Origin of the sequence: Streptomyces fradiae ATCC 10745 = DSM 40063 (genome assembly GCF_008704425.1) — a bacterium.
GTDB classification, from domain to species: Bacteria; Actinomycetota; Actinomycetes; order Streptomycetales; family Streptomycetaceae; genus Streptomyces; species Streptomyces fradiae.
Genome location: NZ_CP023696.1, coordinates 4,908,622 through 4,928,432 on the forward strand (window position 1 = coordinate 4,908,622; position 19,811 = coordinate 4,928,432).

16 protein-coding genes are annotated in these 19,811 nt (G+C 74.4%); 14 read left to right on the forward strand and 2 right to left on the reverse strand.

Features of this window, described 5'->3' with window-relative positions; genetic code table 11:
- Nucleotides 1–30 precede the first annotated feature (30 nt).
- From pruA to CP974_RS22035, 13 genes are all read left to right on the forward strand, one after another.
- Nucleotides 31–1,662: an L-glutamate gamma-semialdehyde dehydrogenase gene (pruA, locus tag CP974_RS21980; RefSeq protein WP_031133284.1), complete on the forward strand. Its 1,632-nt coding sequence runs from the start codon at nucleotides 31–33 to the stop codon at nucleotides 1,660–1,662.
- Between the two features lie 276 nt (nucleotides 1,663–1,938).
- Nucleotides 1,939–3,012 (forward strand): S1 family peptidase, encoded by a 1,074-nt coding sequence (locus tag CP974_RS21985; protein WP_031133286.1) that lies wholly within the window; start codon nucleotides 1,939–1,941, stop codon nucleotides 3,010–3,012.
- Nucleotides 3,013–3,053: 41 nt separating this feature from the next.
- A complete protein-coding gene (locus CP974_RS21990; protein WP_031133288.1) occupies nucleotides 3,054–3,602 on the forward strand; it encodes a GNAT family N-acetyltransferase in 549 nt (182 codons plus the stop codon).
- A gap of 293 nt (nucleotides 3,603–3,895) precedes the next feature.
- A complete protein-coding gene (locus tag CP974_RS29730; RefSeq protein WP_162887739.1) occupies nucleotides 3,896–4,039 on the forward strand; it encodes a hypothetical protein in 144 nt (47 codons plus the stop codon).
- Nucleotides 4,040–4,141: 102 nt separating this feature from the next.
- Nucleotides 4,142–5,185, forward strand: a complete 1,044-nt coding sequence (locus CP974_RS21995) for a 3-isopropylmalate dehydrogenase (protein WP_031133290.1) — start codon at nucleotides 4,142–4,144, stop codon at nucleotides 5,183–5,185.
- A 259-nt stretch (nucleotides 5,186–5,444) separates the two neighbouring features.
- Complete coding sequence (locus CP974_RS22000) at nucleotides 5,445–6,536, forward strand: branched-chain amino acid aminotransferase (RefSeq protein ID WP_031133292.1); 1,092 nt, start codon at nucleotides 5,445–5,447, stop codon at nucleotides 6,534–6,536.
- 485 nt (nucleotides 6,537–7,021) lie between these two features.
- Nucleotides 7,022–7,849: an urease subunit gamma gene (gene ureA, locus CP974_RS22005; protein WP_078915715.1), complete on the forward strand. Its 828-nt coding sequence runs from the start codon at nucleotides 7,022–7,024 to the stop codon at nucleotides 7,847–7,849.
- The gene (locus CP974_RS22010; protein WP_031133296.1) at nucleotides 7,849–9,531 is read left to right on the forward strand and encodes an urease subunit alpha; all 1,683 of its coding nucleotides are present in this window, start codon (nucleotides 7,849–7,851) and stop codon (nucleotides 9,529–9,531) included. The genes ureA and CP974_RS22010 overlap by 1 nt, the downstream gene beginning before the upstream one ends.
- 11 nt (nucleotides 9,532–9,542) lie before the next feature.
- Nucleotides 9,543–10,556, forward strand: a complete 1,014-nt coding sequence (locus tag CP974_RS22015) for an agmatine deiminase family protein (protein WP_031133298.1) — start codon at nucleotides 9,543–9,545, stop codon at nucleotides 10,554–10,556.
- A 104-nt stretch (nucleotides 10,557–10,660) separates the two neighbouring features.
- Nucleotides 10,661–11,182 carry a hypothetical protein gene (locus CP974_RS22020; RefSeq protein ID WP_051839629.1) on the forward strand — a complete coding sequence of 174 codons (522 nt, stop codon included), beginning with the start codon at nucleotides 10,661–10,663 and terminating at the stop codon, nucleotides 11,180–11,182.
- A 377-nt stretch (nucleotides 11,183–11,559) separates the two neighbouring features.
- The gene (locus CP974_RS22025) at nucleotides 11,560–12,108 is read left to right on the forward strand and encodes a TetR/AcrR family transcriptional regulator (RefSeq protein WP_078915892.1); all 549 of its coding nucleotides are present in this window, start codon (nucleotides 11,560–11,562) and stop codon (nucleotides 12,106–12,108) included.
- A 346-nt stretch (nucleotides 12,109–12,454) separates the two neighbouring features.
- The gene (gene cimA / locus CP974_RS22030; RefSeq protein ID WP_031136232.1) at nucleotides 12,455–14,062 is read left to right on the forward strand and encodes a citramalate synthase; all 1,608 of its coding nucleotides are present in this window, start codon (nucleotides 12,455–12,457) and stop codon (nucleotides 14,060–14,062) included.
- Between the two features lie 110 nt (nucleotides 14,063–14,172).
- Nucleotides 14,173–15,516 (forward strand): hypothetical protein, encoded by a 1,344-nt coding sequence (locus CP974_RS22035; RefSeq protein WP_031136234.1) that lies wholly within the window; start codon nucleotides 14,173–14,175, stop codon nucleotides 15,514–15,516.
- 103 nt (nucleotides 15,517–15,619) lie between these two features.
- Here CP974_RS22035 and CP974_RS22040 read toward each other — a convergent pair whose 3' ends face one another.
- Both CP974_RS22040 and CP974_RS22050 read right to left on the reverse strand, forming a co-directional pair.
- Nucleotides 15,620–16,777, reverse strand: coding sequence for an acyltransferase family protein (locus tag CP974_RS22040; protein WP_051840021.1), 1,158 nt, complete (start codon nucleotides 16,775–16,777; stop codon nucleotides 15,620–15,622).
- 321 nt (nucleotides 16,778–17,098) lie between these two features.
- Nucleotides 17,099–17,707 (reverse strand): YceI family protein, encoded by a 609-nt coding sequence (locus tag CP974_RS22050; protein ID WP_031136765.1) that lies wholly within the window; start codon nucleotides 17,705–17,707, stop codon nucleotides 17,099–17,101.
- Between the two features lie 509 nt (nucleotides 17,708–18,216).
- Between CP974_RS22050 and CP974_RS22055 the strand changes: the two genes are divergently transcribed.
- Nucleotides 18,217–19,800 (forward strand): acyl-CoA carboxylase subunit beta, encoded by a 1,584-nt coding sequence (locus CP974_RS22055; protein WP_031136763.1) that lies wholly within the window; start codon nucleotides 18,217–18,219, stop codon nucleotides 19,798–19,800.
- Nucleotides 19,801–19,811 lie beyond the last annotated feature (11 nt).

Genomic DNA, 19,811 nt, shown 5'->3' on the forward strand with positions numbered 1-19,811 from the left:
ACACCCCTCACCAAAGGAGTTACGAGACCCATGGACGCTGTGACCCAGGTCCCCGCCCCGGTCAACGAGCCGGTGCACGGCTACGCCCCCGGCTCCCCCGAGCGGGCCCGGCTGGAGGCGAAGCTCAAGGAGCTGGCCGAGAACCCGATCGACCTGCCGATGACGATCAACGGCGTCAAGCGCATGGGTGGCGGCGAGCGGGTGGACGTCGTGCAGCCGCACAACCACGGGGCCGTCATCGGCACCTTCGCCGGCGCCACGCGGCAGGACGCGCAGGACGCGATCGACGCCGCCCTGGCCGCCGCCCCGGCGTGGCGCTCGATGTCCTTCGACGACCGCGCCGCGATCTTCCTGCGCGCCGCCGAGCTGCTGGCCGGGCCGTGGCGCGAGACGCTGGCCGCCTCCACCATGCTGGGCCAGTCCAAGACCGCGCAGCAGGCCGAGATCGACACCCCGTGCGAGCTGGTCGACTTCTGGCGGTTCAACGTCAAGTACGCCCGCGACCTGCTCGCCGAGCAGCCCCCGGCGAACGCGCCCGGCGTGTGGAACCGCCTGGACCACCGTCCGCTGGAGGGCTTCGTCTACGCGATCACGCCGTTCAACTTCACGGCCATCGCGGGCAACCTCCCCACCGCCCCCGCCCTCATGGGCAACGTCGTGGTGTGGAAGCCGTCCCCGACCCAGACCCACGCCGCCGTGCTGCTCATGGAGCTGCTGGAGGAGGCCGGCCTGCCGAAGGGCGTCATCAACCTGGTGACCGGCGACGGCATCGCCGTCTCCGAGGTGGCCCTGGAGCACCCGATGCTCGCGGGCATCCACTTCACCGGCTCCACCCGCACCTTCCAGCACCTGTGGAAGACGGTCGGCAACAACATCGAGAAGTACCGCTCCTACCCGCGGATCGTCGGCGAGACGGGCGGCAAGGACTTCGTCGTCGCCCACCCGAGCGCCGACCGCGCCGTCCTGAAGACCGCGCTGACCCGCGGCGCCTTCGAGTTCCAGGGCCAGAAGTGCTCGGCGACCTCGCGCGCGTACATCCCCGCCTCGATCTGGAACTCCGGCTTCAAGGAGCAGTTCGCGGCCGAGGTCGACGGCATCCGGATGGGTGACGTCACCGACCTGACGAACTTCATCGGCGCCGTCATCGACGAGCGCGCCTTCGCCAAGAACAAGGCCGCGATCGACCGCGCCAAGGCCGACCCGACCTGCGAGATCGTCGCGGGCGGCACGTACGACGACTCGGTGGGCTACTTCGTCCGCCCGACCGTCATCGAGTGCACCGACCCGGAGAACGAGGTCTTCCGGGACGAGTACTTCGGCCCGATCCTGGCCGTGTACGTCTACGAGGATGACCAGTACGACGCCATGCTCGACCAGATGGAGTCGGTTTCGGCCTATGCGCTGACCGGTTCGGTCATCGCCAACGACCGCGCGGCGGCGGCGCACACGATGGAGAAGCTGCGGTACGCCGCGGGCAACTTCTACATCAACGACAAGTCGACCGGCGCCGTGGTCGGCCAGCAGCCCTTCGGCGGCGGCCGCGCCTCCGGCACCAACGACAAGGCCGGCGCCCCGCAGAACCTGATGCGCTGGACGCTGACCCGCGCCATCAAGGAGACGCTGGTCCCGCCGACCGAGTACGGCTACCCGCACATGGGCTGACGCCCGCGCACGGGCTGACGCCCGCCCCGGCCCGTACGCACGGGCCGGCGGGCCGATGCCCGCCCCGGCCGCACCGCGGCCGGGCTGCGGCCCGCGAGGCCGCCCCCTGACGCCGCCCCCTTCCGGCCCCCACGCCGGGAGGGGGCGGTCTCCATGTCCGGGTCGTCGCGCCGGAGGCCGGGCGCGGCGGAAACGCGCCCTTGCGGTCAGTGAAGCGTTCATGTCAAGTTGCTCCCTCGGTACGTCCCCACCCGTCACCGACAAGGAGACCCCGGCATGAGACGCACCACCCGTGCGCGCACCGGCCTGTCCGCCCTGCTCCTCGCCGCCTCCCTCGGCCTCGGCGCCGCCCCGGCCGGAGCCGACGCCCCCCAGAGGCCCGCCCCCGCCCCGGCCTCCGACTCCGCCGCCGCCCTCCACGCCCTCGACGCCGCCGTCGAGCGGACCCTCGGCGACGACAGCGCCGGCACCTACGTGGACGCCGGCACCGGCGAACTCGTCGTCACCGTCACCACCGAGGCCGCCGCCGCCAAGGTCCGCGCGGCGGGCGCCACGCCCCGGCGGGTCCAGCGCGGCGCCGCCGAGCTCGACGCGGCCATGGCCGCCCTGGAGGCACGGGCCAAGATCCCCGGCACCTCGTGGGGGCTGGACCCGCGCACCAACCGGATCGCCGTGGAGGCCGACTCCTCCGTCTCCGCCCGCGACCTGGCCCGGCTCCGCAAGGTCGCCGCCTCCCTCGACGGCGCCGTCAGCGTCACCCGCGTCCCCGGCGTGTTCCAGCGCGAGGTGGCCGGCGGCGACGCCATCTACGGCGGCGGCTCGCGCTGCTCGGCGGCCTTCAACGTCACCAAGAACGGCGTCCGGTACTTCCTGACCGCCGGGCACTGCACCAACCTCTCGTCCACCTGGTCGTCCACCTCCGGCGGCACGTCCATCGGCGTCCGCGAGGGCACCAGCTTCCCGACCAACGACTACGGCATCGTCCGCTACACGACCACGACCAACGTGGACGGCCGGGTCAACCTGTACAACGGCGGCTACCAGGACATCGCCTCCGCGGCCGACGCCGTCGTGGGCCAGGCCATCAAGAAGAGCGGCTCCACGACCAAGGTCACCAGCGGCACCGTCAGCGCCGTCAACGTCACCGTCAACTACAGCGACGGCCCCGTCTACGGCATGGTCCGCACGACCGCCTGCTCCGCCGGCGGCGACAGCGGCGGCGCCCACTTCGCCGGTTCCGTCGCCCTCGGCATCCACTCGGGCAGCTCCGGCTGCACGGGCACCAACGGCTCCGCCATCCACCAGCCGGTCCGCGAGGCCCTGAGCGCCTATGGCGTGAACGTGTACTGACCCGCCCCCGCCCGGCCGGGCGGAGTGCCACAGTGGGCGGTATGAGTGATCGTCTCCATACCGCCCACACCTACGAGCTGGCACCGGCCGTGCTCGCCTCGATCCGCGCCCTCCTCCAGGACGCCTTCGAAGGCGACCTGAGCGAGGAGGACTGGGAGCACGGCCTCGGCGGCGTCCACGCGTACGCCGAGGACCGCGGCGGGCGGATCGTGGCGCACGGCAGCGTCGTCATGCGCCGCGTGGTCCACGCCGGGCGCGCCCACCGCGTCGGGTACGTGGAGGCCGTGGGCGTACGGGCGGACCGCCGCCGCCAGGGGCTGGGCACGCGGGTGATGGCGGCGCTGGAGGAGGTCCTCGACGGGGCGTACGACTTCGGCGCGCTCTCCGCCTCCGACGCGGGCGCCCTGCTCTACCGCTCGCGCGGCTGGCACCTGTGGAACGGCCGCATCGAGGCGTACGGCCCGCACGGGGTGGTCCGGATGGCGGACGAGGAGGACTGCACCTTCCTGCGGCCCTCGGCGGGCCGGCCGCTGCCCGCGCCGGAGGGCGGTCCCCTGCAGTTCGACTGGCGGGACGGCGACGTGCTCTGACGCCCCGCCGACGCGTCAGGCGGGGCGCGGGCGCGGCCCAGGTGCGGGCGCGTACGGGGCGCGCACGGGGCGCGTTCGCGGGCGCGCCACCCCCGCCGTCTCAGATAGTAGGAAGTCCGAGTAATCCTGGAGACAGCGGCGGCCCGCTCGCTTAGCGTGGAGGGAGCCGAACGTCTCGCTCCATCAGCGAACGGCGGTCGAGAGCGCGGTGCCCACGGCAGGTCACCCCTGCGGCAGCGCTCCCCGCCCCCTTCCGGCGCCTCCCCAGCCTCGCCCCGCCAAGGAGCCCCGCCATGACCGCTGCCGCCGCCGCCCGCCGTGCCCGCCGCGTCCGCCACGCGGCCGCCCGCCCCTCCGAGACCGAGCGCAAGAACGCCGCCGCCGCCCTCCAGCGCGCCCTGGACCGCCGCGACAACGGCGGCTCCACCGGCCACTGAGCCCGACCGCCGACCACACCGCGTCCGCCGCCCCGCCTCCGCCACGCGTCCGTATCGTGGACGGTGCGTGTCAGGCAGTGGGACGCGGAGTAGGGTGCCGACATGTCTCGCAGCATCAATCTCGCAGTCATCCCCGGTGACGGCATCGGCCCCGAGGTCGTGTCCCAGGGGCTCAAGGTCCTGTCCGCGGTCCTCCCGCAGGACGTGAAGCTGGAGACCCGTGAGTACGATCTCGGCGCCCGGCGCTGGCACCGCACGGGGGAGACCCTCCCCGACGCGGAGCTGGAGGACCTCAAGGGCCACGACGCCATCCTCCTCGGCGCGATCGGCGACCCGTCCGTTCCCTCCGGCGTGCTGGAGCGGGGCCTGCTGCTGAAGCTGCGCTTCGCCTTCGACCACTACGTGAACCTGCGTCCGTCGAAGCTCCTCCCGCACACCGCGACCCCGCTGGCGGGCCGCCCCGACATCGACTTCGTCGTCGTCCGCGAGGGCACCGAGGGCCCGTACACCGGCAACGGCGGCAGCCTGCGCACCGGCACCCCGGCCGAGGTCGCCACCGAGGTCAGCGTCAACACCGCGTACGGCGTCGAGCGCGTCGTGCGCGACGCCTACGAGCGGGCCCAGGCCCGCCCCCGCAGGAAGCTGACGCTCGTCCACAAGAACAACGTCCTCGTCCACGCCGGGCACATGTGGAAGAAGATCTTCGACAAGGTCGGCGAGGAGTACCCCGAGGTCACCACGGACTACCTGCACGTCGACGCCGCGACGATCTTCTTCGTCACGGACCCCGCGCGCTTCGACGTGATCGTCACCGACAACCTCTTCGGCGACATCCTGACCGACCTCGCCGCCGCCGTGACCGGCGGGATCGGCCTGGCCGCCTCCGGCAACATCAACCCGGCGGGCGCCTTCCCGTCGATGTTCGAGCCGGTCCACGGCTCCGCGCCCGACATCGCGGGCCAGGGCAAGGCGGACCCCACCGCGACCGTCCTGTCCGTCGCGCTGCTCCTGCGCCACCTCGGCCACGAGGCCGAGGCCGCCCGGATCGAGGAGGCGGTCGCCGCCGACCTCGCCGAGCGCGCCGGCGCCCCCGCGCGCTCCACGGACGAGATCGGCGACGCGCTCGCGGTACGCGTGGCGAACTGACCCGCCGACTGGAGCCACCAGAACACAGCCGCCGGGTCGCGACAGCGCCCGGCGGCTTCTGCGTGCCGCCGCCGGGTGCCACCATCGAACCCCGGACCGCGGTCACACCCGTTTCCCCGCACAGGGCCCCCGAGCGATAATCGAACGCGGGGCCGCGGCATGCGGTATCGCTCGGACGTCCTACGAAAGCCGCAGCAGCGGCGGGGCGGCGGCGTGAGCGCGGTCCGACCCACACACACCGGTGAAGGACACAGCACTCATGACGACGCCCACGACGATCGAGCTCAAGCCCTCCTCGACCCCGCTGTCCGCCGCCCAGCGCGAGGCGGTCCTGGCCAACCCCGGCTTCGGCCGCCACTTCACCGACCACATGGTGACCATCAAGTGGACCGCGGGCCGCGGCTGGCACGACGCCCAGCTCACGCCGTACGGCCCGCTCTCCCTCGACCCCGCCAACATGACCCTGCACTACGCGCAGGAGATCTTCGAGGGCCTCAAGGCGTACCGCCGCCCCGACGGCACGGTCTCCCTCTTCCGGCCCGAGGCCAACGCCGAGCGGTTCCAGCGCTCCGCCCGCCGCCTCGCCATGCCCGAGCTGCCCGTCGAGACCTTCGTCGCCGCGTGCGACGCGCTGGTCCGCCAGGACGAGGCGTGGGTCCCGCCGCACGGTGGCGAGGAATCCCTCTACCTGCGGCCCTTCATGATCGCCACGGAGGTCGGGCTGGGCGTCCGGCCGGCCGACGAGTACCTCTTCGTCGTCATCGCGTCGCCCGCGGGCGCCTACTTCCCCGGCGGCGTGAAGCCGGTCTCCGTCTGGCTGTCGGAGAACTACGTCCGCGCCGTCCCCGGCGGCATGGGCTTCGCCAAGACCGGCGGCAACTACGCCGCGTCCCTGCTCGCCCAGGCCGAGGCCGCCGAGAAGGGCTGCGACCAGGTCGTCTGGCTCGACGCGCTGGAGCACAAGTGGGTCGAGGAGATGGGCGGCATGAACCTGTACTTCGTGTACGGGAACAAGATCGTCACGCCTGAGCTGACCGGCTCCCTCCTCGCCGGCATCACCCGTGACTCGCTGCTCCAGGTCGCCCGCGACCTCGGCTACGAGTCCGAGGAGCGCCGCGTCTCCACCGAGCAGTGGCGCCGGGACACGGAGAACGGCACGCTCACCGAGGTCTTCGCCTGCGGCACGGCCGCCGTGATCACCCCGGTCGGCACGGTCAAGTCGGCGAGCGGCGAGTGGACGCAGGGCGACGGCACGCCCGGCGAGGTCACCCTGAAGCTCCGCCGGGCCCTGCTGGACATCCAGACGGGCGCCGCCGAGGACACCCACGGCTGGACCCACCCGGTCGCCTGACCCCGCCCCACCCGGTCGCCTGACCCGCCCGCCCCAGCCGGTCGCCTGACGGCCGCCGAGGTCCGCCGCGCCCGCCGCGGCCCGCGTTCCGCCCTCCACGGCGGCCCGCGGGCGGCGGCGGGCGCCGTGCTTTCCGGCGGGCGCCAGGACGCAGGCGCCGTACGTCCGTGCGCCCGCACCCTCGCGCCCCGGCCGCGCCCACTCCTCCGCCCGCGCCTGCGCCGTGCCGCCCGTGCCGCCCGTGCCGCTCGCGCCGCCCACCCGTGCCGTGCCGCCTCCGCCTGTGCCGCGCCGCCCCACCCGCGCCTCCCCGCCCGCCCCGCCCGTGTCGCGCCCTCCGGCCCCGTCCCCTCCGCGCGCGGAGCATGGAGCGGCGCTCCATCTGTTCCCCCTCACATATCCGCCCTGATTCTCATCCAGGTCCCATCCGTTTAGAGTGATGCTCTAAGTCAACCTCGTCGTACACGCCAGGAGGTGCGAGGGCCGTGCGCCTGACCCCCACGGAACGCGACCGGCTGCTCCTCTTCAGTGCCGCCGAACTCGCCCGGTCCCGCCGCGCCCGCGGGCTCCGGCTGAACATCCCCGAGGCCACCGCCCTGATCGCGGACACCGTCTGCGAGGCCGCGCGCGACGGCCTGCGCCTCGCCGAGGCCGTCGAGGCGGCCCGCTCGGTGCTCGGCCCGGACGACGTCCTGCCCGGCGTGGCCGACGTGGTCACCGAGGTCCACGTGGAGGCCGTCTTCGACGACGGCTCCCGCCTCGCCGTGGTCACCGACCCCATCGGCGGCCCCTCCGCCGGCCCCGACGCGCCCGGCGCCCTGCTGCCAGGGGCCGGATACGGCGAGGCGGCCCCGGTCGCGACGCTGACCGTCCGGAACACCGCCGCCGTGCCGGTCAGCGTCACCTCCCACTTCCACTTCTTCGAGGCCAACCCCCGGCTGCGGTTCGACCGGGCGGCCGCCTACGGGATGCGGCTGTGCGTCCCGGCCGGCTCGTCGGTGCGGTTCGACCCGGGCGGCGAGGCGGAGGTCGGGCTGGTGCCCCTCGGCGGCGACCGGGTGGCGATCGGGTTCGCCGGGCTGGTGGACGGCCCGCTGGACGCGCCCGGCGCGAAGGAGGAGGCCCTGCGCAGGGCGGCGGCCTGCGGCTACCTCGGCGCCGCACCGGACCCCGGCCCCGGCCCGGACCCCGGCCCCGGCCCGGACCCCGGCCCCGGCCCGGACCCCGGCCCCGGCCCAGACCCCAGCCCCGGCCCCGACTCCGACCCCGAGGGCCGGCCCAGCCAGGCCCCCGCCGCCCGTGAGGAGGACTGATGGACCCCTACGCGTACGCCTCCGTGCACGGCCCCCGCGCCGGCGACCGCGTCCGCCTGGGCGACTCCGGCCTCACCGTGCGGGTCGAGTCCGACGCCCAGAAGCCGGGCGACGAGTTCCTCGCGGGCTTCGGCAAGACCGCCCGCGACGGGCTGCACCTGAAGGCCGCCGCCGTCCGCGACACCTGCGACGTGGTCATCAGCAACGTCCTGGTCGTCGACGCCGTGCAGGGCATCCGCAAGGCGTCGATCGGCATCCGGGAGGGCCGGATCCACGCCATCGGCCGGGCCGGCAACCCCGACACCCTCGACGGGGTCGACGTGGTCGTCGGCACGGGCACCTCCATCGTGTCCGGCGAGGGCCTGATCGCCACCGCCGGGGCCGTCGACACCCACGTCCACCTGCTGTCGCCCCGCATCATGGAGGCGTCGTTGGCCTCCGGGGTGACCACGATCATCGGCCAGGAGTTCGGGCCCGTATGGGGCGTCGGCGTCAACTCGCCGTGGGCGCTGCGCCACGCCTTCAACGCCTTCGACGCCTGGCCGGTCAACATCGGCTTCCTGGCGCGCGGTTCGTCCTCGGACCCCGCGCCGCTGGTGGAGGCCCTGGCCGAGGGCGGCGCCTCCGGCTTCAAGGTCCACGAGGACATGGGCGCCCACACCCGCGCCCTGGACACGGCGCTGCGGGTCGCCGAGGACCACGACGTGCAGGTCGCCCTGCACAGCGACGGCCTCAACGAGTGCCTGTCCGTGGAGGACACCCTCAGGGTCCTCGAAGGGCGCACCATCCACGCCTTCCACATCGAGGGCTGCGGCGGCGGCCACGTCCCCAACGTCCTCAAGATGGCGGGCGTCCCCCACGTCATCGGCTCGTCCACCAACCCCACGCTGCCCTTCGGGCGGGACGCGCTCGCCGAGCACTACGGGATGATCGTCTCCGTCCACGACCTCAAGACCGACCTGCCCGGTGACGCGGCCCTCGCCCGCGACCGCATCCGCGCCGGGACGATGGGCGCCGAGGACGTCCTGCACGACCTGGGGGCGATCGGCATCACCTCCTCGGACGCCCAGGGCATGGGCCGGGCGGGCGAGACCGTGCGCCGCACCTTCGCCATGGCCGGGAAGATGAAGGCCGAGCTGGCCCCGCTCGACGGCGACGGGGACGGCGACGACAACGCCCGCGTCCTGCGGTACATCGCCAAGCTCACCGTCAACCCGGCCATCGCCCACGGCCTCGCCCACGAGATCGGCTCCATCGAGCCCGGCAAGCTCGCGGACATCGTGCTGTGGCGGCCCGAGTTCTTCGGCGCGAAGCCGCAGCTCGTCCTGAAGGCGGGCTTCCCCGCGTACGGGGTGGTGGGCGACCCGAACGCCGCCACCGACACCTGCGAACCGCTCGTCCTCGGTCCGCAGTTCGGCGCCCACGGCGCGACGGCCGCGGACCTCTCCGTCGCGTTCGTCTCCGGCGCCGCCGCCCAGCTCGGTGCCGACCGGATGCCCACCCGCCGCCGGCGCGTCGCCGTACGCGGCACCCGCGGCATCGGCCCCGCCGACCTGCGCCGCAACTCCCGCGTCGGCGAGGTCGCCGTCGACGCCCGCACCGGCCTGGTCACCCTCGACGGCGAGCCGGTCCGCTCGGACCCCGCCGACTCCGTCTCCCTCAACCGCCTCTACTTCCTCTGAGGACCGCCCCCATGACGTTCCGCATGCCCGCCGAGTGGACTCCCCACGAGCGCACCTGGATGGCCTGGCCCACCGCCAACCCGACCTTCGCCACACCGGAGGACCTGGCCTCGGCCCGAGCGGCATGGGCACGGGTGGCCCGCGCCGTACGCCGCTTCGAGCCGGTCACCCTGGTCACCGCCCCCGGCGACGCCGACTCGGCCCGAGCCCTCCTCGGCGACGCCGTCGACCTGGTGGAGCGCGACCTCGACGACGCCTGGATGCGGGACACCGGCCCCACCTTCGTCACCGACGGCACCCGGCTCGCCGCCGTGGACTGGGTGTTCAACGGCTGGGGCGCCGCCGACTGGGCCCGCTGGGAGCACGACGCGAAGGTCGCCCGCCATGTCGCGGACCTCGCCGGGGCCCCCGTGCACGCCAGCCCGCTCGTCAACGAGGGCGGGGCGATCCACGTCGACGGCGAGGGCACGGTCCTGCTCACCGACACGGTCCAGCTCGGCCCCGAACGCAACCCCGGCTGGACCCGCGCCCAGGTCGAGGCGGAGGTGCACGCCAGGCTCGGCACCACCAAGGCGATCTGGCTGCCGCGCGGGCTGACCGCCGACTACGGCGACTACGGCACCCGCGGCCACGTCGACATCGTGGCCGCCTTCGCCCGGCCCGGCGTCGTCGTCGCCCACACCCAGCCCGACCCCGCCCACCCCGACCACGAGCCCTGCAAGGAGATCGTCGCCCTCCTGCGCTCCCAGACCGACGCGCGGGGCCGCGCCCTGGAGGTCGTCGAGGTCCCCGCGCCGACCGTCCTCCAGGCCGACGGCGGGTGGGTCGACTACTCGTACATCAACCACTACCTCTGCAACGGCGGTGTCGTCCTGTGCGCCTTCGACGACCCGCGCGACGAGACGGCGGCGGATGTCTTCCGCCGCCTGTTCCCCGACCGCGCCGTGACCCTCGTCGACGCCCGCCCCGTCTTCGCCCACGGCGGCGGCATCCACTGCATCACCCAGCAGCAGCCCCGGGTCTGAGACCCGCGCGCGGGCGGCGCCGGGAGGACCGCTGACGCCCCCGCGCGGGCGGCACCGGGGAAAACCGCTGGTCCGGCCATGGGTGCGGCTGACAGCCTGCGCCCATGGCCGACGCACGCCCCGCCCCGCACCCCGACTACCGGATCACCCGGACCTACGCCCTGCCCGAGGACGCCTGGCACATCGAGCTCGACCACCGCGACGCGAGCCGCCTGGTCACCGCCGTCATCCCCGACGAGGACCCGGCACGCGAGCCCTCCTTCCACCTCTTCGCCCCGGACGGGCACGACGTGCCGTACGAGGTCCTGGTGTGGTTCATGGCCGAGGCGGCCGACGAGGTGCGCACCCTGCGGGCCTGGACGAAGCTCCCGGCCGCCGCCGTGGACACGGTCGTGGCGCTGCGCGAGGCGGTAGCCGCCGACGGCTGGGCCGACGAGGACGGTCCGGCCCTGCTCGCCCTGCTCTCCGGCGCGCTCCCCGGCGACCAGGTGGCGGCGGTCGTCCTGGAGGTCCTCGGAGTCGGCACGGAGGCCCTGACCGGCCCGCCGCCCGCCCCCGCCGCCGTGGCGGCTCTGCGGGAACGGATGGCGGGGGCGGGATGGGCATCGGGTACAACGGACGGGTGAACGACCCCCAAGCCGCCCCCGCCGAAGAGGGCTCCGCCGGCCCCGCCCCCGGCGCGGCAGGCCCCACCGGCCGCGCCCGCACCGGCGGCGCCTCCGCCCCCACCGGCGGCGCCTCCGCCCAGGCGGGCGGCGCCTCCGCCCCCACCGGCGACGCCTCCGTCCAGGCGGGCGGCGCCTCCGCCCCCACCGGCGACGCCTCCGTCCAGGCGGGCGGCGCCTCCGCCCCCACCGGCGGCGCCTCCGCCCAGGCTGACGGCCCCGCCGCCCGGACGGACGGCGGCCCCGCCGCCCGGACGGACGGCGGCCCCGCCCGCGCCCCCCGCCCCGCCCGGCGCCGCAACACCGCGCCGCCTCGCGAGGACGTGCTCGCCGCAGCCATGGCGACCATCGCCGAGCGCGGGCTGGACGGCCTCACCATGGCCGGCCTCGGCCGCGACGTCGGCATGAGCAGCGGCCACCTCCTCTACTACTTCCGCACCAAGGACGAGCTGCTGCTGCGCACCCTGGAGTGGAGCGAGGGCCGCCTCGGCGCGGAGCGCGGCGCCCTGCTGTCCCGGCACGACCTCCCCGTCGCCGGGCGTCTGGCCGCGTACGTCGAGCTGTACGTCCCCGACGGCCCCCGCGACCCGCACTGGACGCTCTGGCTGGAGGTGTGGAACCGCTCGCAGTACGCCGGCGACGACGCGCGCGACCGCCAGGCGGCCATCGAGGGCGCCTGGCACCGCGATCTCGTCGCCCTCATCGCCGAGGGCGTCTCGCGCGGCGAACTGCGCCCCGTCGACCCCGACCGGTACGCGGCCCGGCTGCGCGCCCTCCTCGACGGGTTCAGCGTCCACGTCGCCGTCGGCCTGCCCGGCACCGGCCGCGCCCAGGTGCTCGCCCAGGTGCGCGAACACCTCGCCGAAACCCTGCTGTCCGGGTCTTGACCGCATCGTGAGATCCGTGCCCACGCGGTGGCGCACCTGTGGCAGACTGCCGCCGTGCTCGCAAACCCGATGATTATCGGCAGCAGCGCGCCGGTCCGCAGTGACCGCTGAACGACGGCAGTGACCCCGCCGCGGCAGCGACACCGTGTCCCAGACCCGCGCGCAGACCTCTCGCACCCGCGAGGGGTCTTTTCGTTTTCCGGGCCCCACCCGAGGGCCGGCGGCGAGCGCGCGAGAATGGGGACAAGCGGAACCACCCATTCCCCCACCCGGGCCCCCCACCCCGCCCGGGACCGGGCGGGGGAGGGAATCCCACCGGAGCCCATCCGACAGGAGCAGGACAGCCATGACCACGGATCAGCCCGTCGACGACGGCTTCCACGTCTTCGACACGACACTGCGCGACGGCGCCCAGCGCGAGGGCATCAACCTCACCGTCGCCGACAAGCTGACCATCGCCCGGCACCTGGACGACTTCGGCGTGGGCTTCATCGAGGGCGGCTGGCCCGGTGCCAACCCGCGCGACACCGAGTTCTTCGCCCGCGCCCTCGCGGAGATCGACTTCCGGCACGCCCAGCTCGTGGCCTTCGGCGCCACCCGCCGCCCCGGCATCAGCGCCGCCGACGACCCGCAGGTCAAGGCGCTCCTCGACTCCGGCGCACCGGTCATCACCCTGGTCGCCAAGTCCCACGACCGCCATGTGGAACTGGCGCTGCGCACCACGCTCGACGAGAACCTCGCCATGGTCCGCGACACCGTCCGGTACCTGTGCGGGCAGGGCCGCCGCGTCTTCGTCGACTGCGAGCACTTCTTCGACGGCCACCGCGCGAACCCCGAGTACGCCAAGGCCGTCGTCCGCGCCGCGCACGAGGCCGGCGCCGACGTGGTCGTGCTCTGCGACACCAACGGCGGGATGCTCCCGGCCCAGGTCCAGGCCGTCGTCTCCACCGTCGCCGCCGACACCGGCGCCCGCCTCGGCATCCACGCCCAGGACGACACCGGCTGCGCCGTCGCCAACACCCTCGCCGCCGTCGACGGCGGCGCCACCCACGTCCAGTGCACCGCCAACGGCTACGGCGAGCGCGTCGGCAACGCCAACCTCTTCCCCGTCGTCGCCGCGCTGGAGCTCAAGTACGGCCGCCGCGTCCTGCCCGAGGGCTCCCTGGCGGAGATGACCCGCATCTCCCACGCCATCGCCGAGGTCGTCAACCTCACCCCCTCCACCCACCAGCCGTACGTCGGCGTCTCCGCCTTCGCCCACAAGGCGGGCCTGCACGCCTCCGCGATCAAGGTCGACCCGGACCTGTACCAGCACATCGACCCCGAGCTGGTCGGCAACACCATGCGCATGCTCGTCTCCGACATGGCCGGACGCGCCTCGGTCGAGCTGAAGGGCAAGGAGCTCGGCATCGACCTGGGCGGCGACCGGGAGCTGGTCGGCCGCGTCGTCGACCGCGTCAAGGACCGGGAGCTGCGCGGCTACACGTACGAGGCGGCCGACGCCTCCTTCGAGCTGCTGCTCCGCGAGGAGGTCGAGGGCCGGCCGCTGCGCTACTTCCGTACGGAGTCCTGGCGGGCCATCTCCGAGAACCGCCCCGACGGCAGCCACGCCAACGAGGCGACGGTCAAGGTCTGGGCCGACGGCGAGCGCATCGTCGCCACGGCGGAGGGCAACGGCCCGGTGAACGCCCTGGACCGGGCGCTGCTCGCGGCGCTGGAGCGGATCCACCCGCAGCTCACCAAGTTCGAGCTGGTCGACTACAAGGTGCGCATCCTGGAGGGCCGCCACGGCACCGAGTCCACCACCCGCGTCCTGATCACCACCGGCGACGGCGACACCGAGTGGTCGACGGTGGGCGTCGGGGAGAACGTGATCGACGCGTCCTGGCAGGCGCTGGTGGACGCCTACACGTACGGTCTGCTGAAGGCGGGCGTGCGGCCGGCGGAGCGGTAGCGGCGGTCCCGCGGGGCGGGGCGGCCGCACGGCGACCGCCCCGCCATCCCCGCCTCCTGGGCCTCTCCGTGATCGTCGTGAATTACCCCACATGGGGTACCGTCGATGATATGAGGAGAAACCCCCTTTCCCTCCTGGCGGTCCTGGCGGGCCTGGTGCTCTCGGCCCTCCTGGCCCTGGCACCCGCCGCGCACGCGCAGGCGTCCGAGGGGGTGCGCGAGGCCGCGCAGGCCCTGCGGCAGGGGCCGGTCTACGTGCACCCGGAGGCGGCCGGCGAACTGCCCGAGCGGGAGGCGCAGGCGCTGGAGCGCAAGATCCTCGACGCGGACAAGCCCCTGATGGTGGCGGTGCTGCCGGACACGGAGGAGTTCCCGGAGGAGACCCTGCTGCGCGAGCTGCGCACCCTGACCGGGGTGACCGGCGTGTACGCCGTCCGCCTCGGCGACGCCTTCGACGCGGGCGCCGACCGGGCGGTGATGGCCCCGCAGGCGGTCGGCAACCTCGTCTCGGCGGTCCACGGTCCCGGTGTGGACACGGGTACGGAGCTGAACGCCTTCGCCGACCAGGCCCTGCCGCAGATGCGCGGCTCGGCGCCGTCCTCCTGGGAGGGCGTGCCCGACGCGGGCGGCACCCCGGTCGGCGGCCTGATCACCATCGGCGTGCTGCTCGCGGTGGTGGCCGGCGCGGTGTCGCTGACGACCGTCCGCGGCCGCAACCGCAAGCGGGCCGAGGAGCGCGAGGCGCTGGAGAAGCTGCGCGTCGTTGTGGACGAGGACATCACCGCGTACGGCGAGGAGCTGGACCGCCTCGACTTCCAGCCGGGCGACCCGTCCGCCGACGACGCCCAGCGCCGCGACTACGAGGGCGCGCTCGACGCGTACGACAAGGCGAAGCAGCTCATGGCCGGGGCCCGCCACCCCCACGACGTCCGGGGCGTGACCGAGGCCCTCGCGGACGGCCGCCACGCGCTGGCCGTCCTCGCCGCCCGCCGCGAGGGCCGCCCGCTTCCCGAGCGGCGGGCACCCTGCTTCTTCGACCCGCGCCACGGCCCGTCCGTCACCGACCTGGCCTGGACGCCGCCCGGCGGCTCCCCGCGCGACGTGCCGGTCTGCGCGGCGGACGAGTCCCGCATCAAGGCCGGCCAGGACCCGGCGGCCCGCCAGGTCGCCACCGAGTCGGGCCCCCGCCCCTACTGGGAGGCCGGCCCCGCCTACGGCCCCTGGGCGGGCGGCTACTACGGCGGCGCCCTCCTGCCGGGCCTCCTCGTCGGCACGATGCTCGGCACCACCCTGGCCACCCCCGCGTACGCGGGCGAGTACGGCGGCGAGGGCTTCGCGGGCGGCGACTTCTCCGGCGGCGACTTCAACGCCTCCGACTTCGGCGGCGACTTCGGCGGCGGAGGCTGGGGCGGCGGCGACTTCGGCGGTGGCGGCGACTTCGGCGGCGGGTTCTGACGCACCGGCCCTCAGGCCCAGGGGCCGCGTCCGGCACCCGCGTGCGGCGGCATCGACGCGACCGGCTTCCCGCAGCCGTGCGGCGCCGTGCTCCGCGCACTCCTCACGAGACGGATCCCCGTGTCCTCGGGCCGGTGGGGCGCGGGCCCGCCTTCCGCAGGCGGCGTTCCAAGGGGTGCTCCACCCAGTGGTACGCGGCCGCCGACACGGCCAGGCTCGCCGCCAGCACCAGCAGCCACACCCCCGCCGTCGCCGTGAGGCCCACCGGGCGGCCGTACGTGCCGATCCACAGGCGGATCACGATCTCGTGGACCAGGTACCAGGCGAACGACCAGTGCCCGAGCCGGATCGCCCACCGGCCGCCCAGCCCCGTGCGGCGGCCCTCCAGGTCGGCGCGGGCGGCGGCGACGACCAGCAGGGCGAACAGCGGCGCGGAGAGCAGCTGCGACGCCTGGTACGGGCTGTACCAGAGCGCGTCCGGCACCGCCCGCGACCAGGGGACCAGCACCAGGTGCCAGGCCACGACCAGCGCGACGGCCGCGCCCGGCCGCACCGGCGGGCGCCAGCCGCGCGCCACCGCCAGCCCCGCCGCCACGCCGAGCAGGAACTGCGGGGTACGGGTCACCGGGAAGTAGCCGAGCGCCCAGGACCGTACGACCGGGTCCGCGATCACCGCCCCGCACAGCCACACCGCCAGGACGGCCGCGCACGCGGCGACCGCCACACCGGCGCGCCCGCGCGCCGAGCGCAGCCAGGGGAGGGCGAGCAGCAGCGGGAACAGCAGGTAGAACCACGCCTCGTCGCTCAGCGACCAGGCGGCCGGGTTGCCGCCGCGCAGCAGATCCGGGTCGGGCAGCCAGGCGTTGGCCAGGAGCAGGGTCGCGGCGACCGACCGCGGTGACACCCGCGTGCCCAGCGCGGCGTACGCGGCCACGGACAGCGCCGTCGTCACGGCGAGCAGCGGCCAGATCCGCGCGAACCTCCGCCACAGGAAGACCTTCGCCGGGACCCGCTGCCCGTCGTAGGTCCACGCCAGGACGAACCCGGACAGGACGAAGAAGAAGGTCACCCCGCTGCGGCCGTACCAGGTCGCGTCGCTGATCCAGGGGAGCGCGCCCGCCTGGCGGGAGAGGTGGTACAGGACGACCACGAGCGCGGCCCAGAAGCGCAGGCCGGTGAGGGAGGGGAGACGGTCCCGGCCGGAGAGGTCCGGCGCGGGGCCGTGGGCCGGGAGGCGCGCGGGGCGGGTGGTGCGGGGCATCCGGCGATTATGGCGGCGGGGGCGGGGGAGGGCCGGCGGGGGCCCGGAGGGGGGAGGGCCGGCCGGGGCCCGGAGGGGTGCGAGGGCGGTATCCGGGCCCGGAGGGGTGGCGGGACGGCTGCCGGCGCCGGTGGAGCGGGTGCCGCTCGGACGGTGGTGGCGCGGGCGGGGCGCGTACGGGCGGGGTGTGCACCGGCGCGCACGGGCTTCGTCTCGTACGGCGGCGGCGCCCAGGGCCGTATGACGACGCCCAGCGCCCACCTCGGCCGCCGGAGGGGCGGTGGGCGGGCGCTGCGGGATGGTGCGGCGGGCGGCGGGTGGCTACGCCGTGCGGATCGCGGAGATCTCGAAGGTCAGCTTGATCTTGTCGCTGACCAGGACCCCGCCGGTCTCCAGGGCCGCGTTCCAGGTGAGCCCCCAGTCGGAGCGCAGGATCTCGGCCCGGCCCTCGAAGCCGACGCGCTCGTTGCCGAACGGGTCCTTCGCGGCGCCGTTGAACTCCAGGTCGATCGCGACCGGGCGGGTCGTGCCCTTGATCGTCAGGTCGCCGTGGATCCGGTAGTCCGAGCCGCCCAGCGCCTCGGCGGACGTGGAGCGGAAGGTCATCAGCGGGAACCGCTCGGCGTCGAAGAAGTCGGCGCCGCGCAGGTGGCCGTCGCGGTCGGCGCTGCCGGTGTCGACGGAGGCCATGCGGATGTCCAGCGACGCGGCCGACGCGGCCGGGTCCGACCCGTCCAGCGTCAGGGTGCCCTCGTAGTCGGTGAAGGCGCCGCGCACATTGGTGATCATCGCGTGGCGGGCGGTGAAGCCGAGCGTGCTGTGCGCGGTGTCGATCGTGTACGTGCCGGTCAGGGCGGCGAGCGCCGGGTCGGCGGCCGGCGCGGTGGCCGTGGCGGGCTTCGTGCCGGAGGTGCGGGTGAACAGGCCCATGGGGTGCTCCTTGAGAGGAAAGTCGTTGAAGCTTGAACTACTTCGACTGTAGACCCTTTCTCTTCAACGTTCAACCACTTGGGGTCGCGCCGACACGGCTTACGCCCATCCGGTGACGTCCGGCGCCCCGCGCCGCGCCGCCGCCCGCGCGGGCGCGCCGGGCCGGCTGGAGGTCCTCCACAACACGGCCGCGACCCGGCCCGTCCGTCGCGCGTTCGCCCCGGGCCCGCCCGTGCGGGTACTGTCCACCCGGCCCGCCCCACGGCCGCGGATCGCCCCGGCGGCGGCCCCCGCCGGGTGGTGCTCGCCCGCACGGACCGCATCACGCCAGGGCCGCCCGCACGCCCCGGCCCGAGGTCCTTGTGGGAAGCCCACAACACCACTGGGCCGAAAGCTGGTACTTCGCCTGCATGACAGGACGGTTCTGTGCAGGACGGACAGCAGATCAGTCCGGAGACTGTACGGAGTCAACGGCGGGTTTTCCTTGGTCGGCTCCGTAGGGTCGGTGCATGACCGTTGTGGACGAAACCCAGGGAGAGCCCGCCGACGCCCGCGGGCGTGTGGCCGAGCTGCACGCCCTGCGCGAGGAGGCGCGGCGCGGCCCGAGCGAGCGCGCCACCGAGGCGCAGCACGCCAAGGGGAAGCTGACCGCCCGGGAGCGCATCGACCTCCTGCTGGACGAGGGGTCGTTCCGGGAGGTCGAACAGCTGCGCCGGCACCGGGCGACCGGCTTCGGCCTGGAGCACAAGAAGCCCTACACCGACGGCGTCATCACCGGCTGGGGCACGGTGGAGGGCCGCACGGTCTTCGTCTACGCCCACGACTTCCGGATCTTCGGCGGCGCCCTGGGCGAGGCCCACGCCACCAAGATCCACAAGATCATGGACATGGCCATCGCGGCCGGCGCCCCGCTGGTCTCCCTCAACGACGGCGCCGGCGCCCGCATCCAGGAGGGTGTCTCCGCCCTCGCCGGGTACGGCGGCATCTTCCAGCGCAACACCAGGGCGTCCGGGGTCATCCCGCAGATCTCCGTGATGCTCGGCCCCTGCGCCGGCGGCGCCGCCTACAGCCCCGCGCTGACCGACTTCGTCTTCATGGTCCGCGACACCTCGCAGATGTTCATCACCGGCCCCGACGTCGTCAAGGCCGTCACCGGCGAGGAGATCACCCAGAACGGGCTCGGCGGCGCCGACGTCCACGCCGAGACCTCCGGCGTGGCCCACTTCGCCTACGACGACGAGGAGACCTGCATCGCGGAGGTCCGCTACCTCCTGTCGATGCTCCCCTCCAACAACCGCGAGAACCCGCCGGTCCACCCGGCCGAGGACCCCGCCGACCGGCGCGGCGACGTCCTGCTGGACCTCGTGCCCGCCGACGGCAACCGCCCGTACGACATGCACAAGGTCATCGAGGAGATCGTCGACGACGGCGACTTCCTGGAGGTCCACGAGCGCTGGGCGCGCAACATCGTCTGCGCCCTGGCCCGCCTCGACGGCCAGGTCGTCGGCATCGTCGCCAACCAGCCGCAGACCCTCGCCGGGGTACTGGACATCGAGGCGTCCGAGAAGGCCGCCCGCTTCGTCCAGATGTGCGACGCCTTCAACATCCCGATCATCACCTTCCTCGACGTGCCCGGCTTCCTGCCCGGCGTCGACCAGGAGCACGGCGGCATCATCCGCCACGGCGCGAAGCTGCTGTACGCGTACTGCAACGCCACCGTCCCGCGCATCTCCCTCATCCTGCGCAAGGCCTACGGCGGCGCCTACATCGTCATGGACTCCCAGTCCATCGGCGCCGACCTCACCTACGCCTGGCCCACCAACGAGATCGCCGTCATGGGCGCCGAAGGCGCGGCCAACGTCATCTTCCGCCGCCAGATCGCCGACGCCGAGGACCCCGAGGCCATGCGCGCCCGCATGGTCAAGGAGTACAAGGCCGAGCTGATGCACCCGTACTACGCCGCCGAGCGCGGCCTCGTCGACGACGTCATCGACCCGGCCGAGACCCGCGAGGTCCTCATCAGGTCCCTCGCGATGCTCCGCACCAAGCACGCCGACCTGCCGTCGCGCAAGCACGGCAACCCGCCGCAGTAAGCCACGAGGAG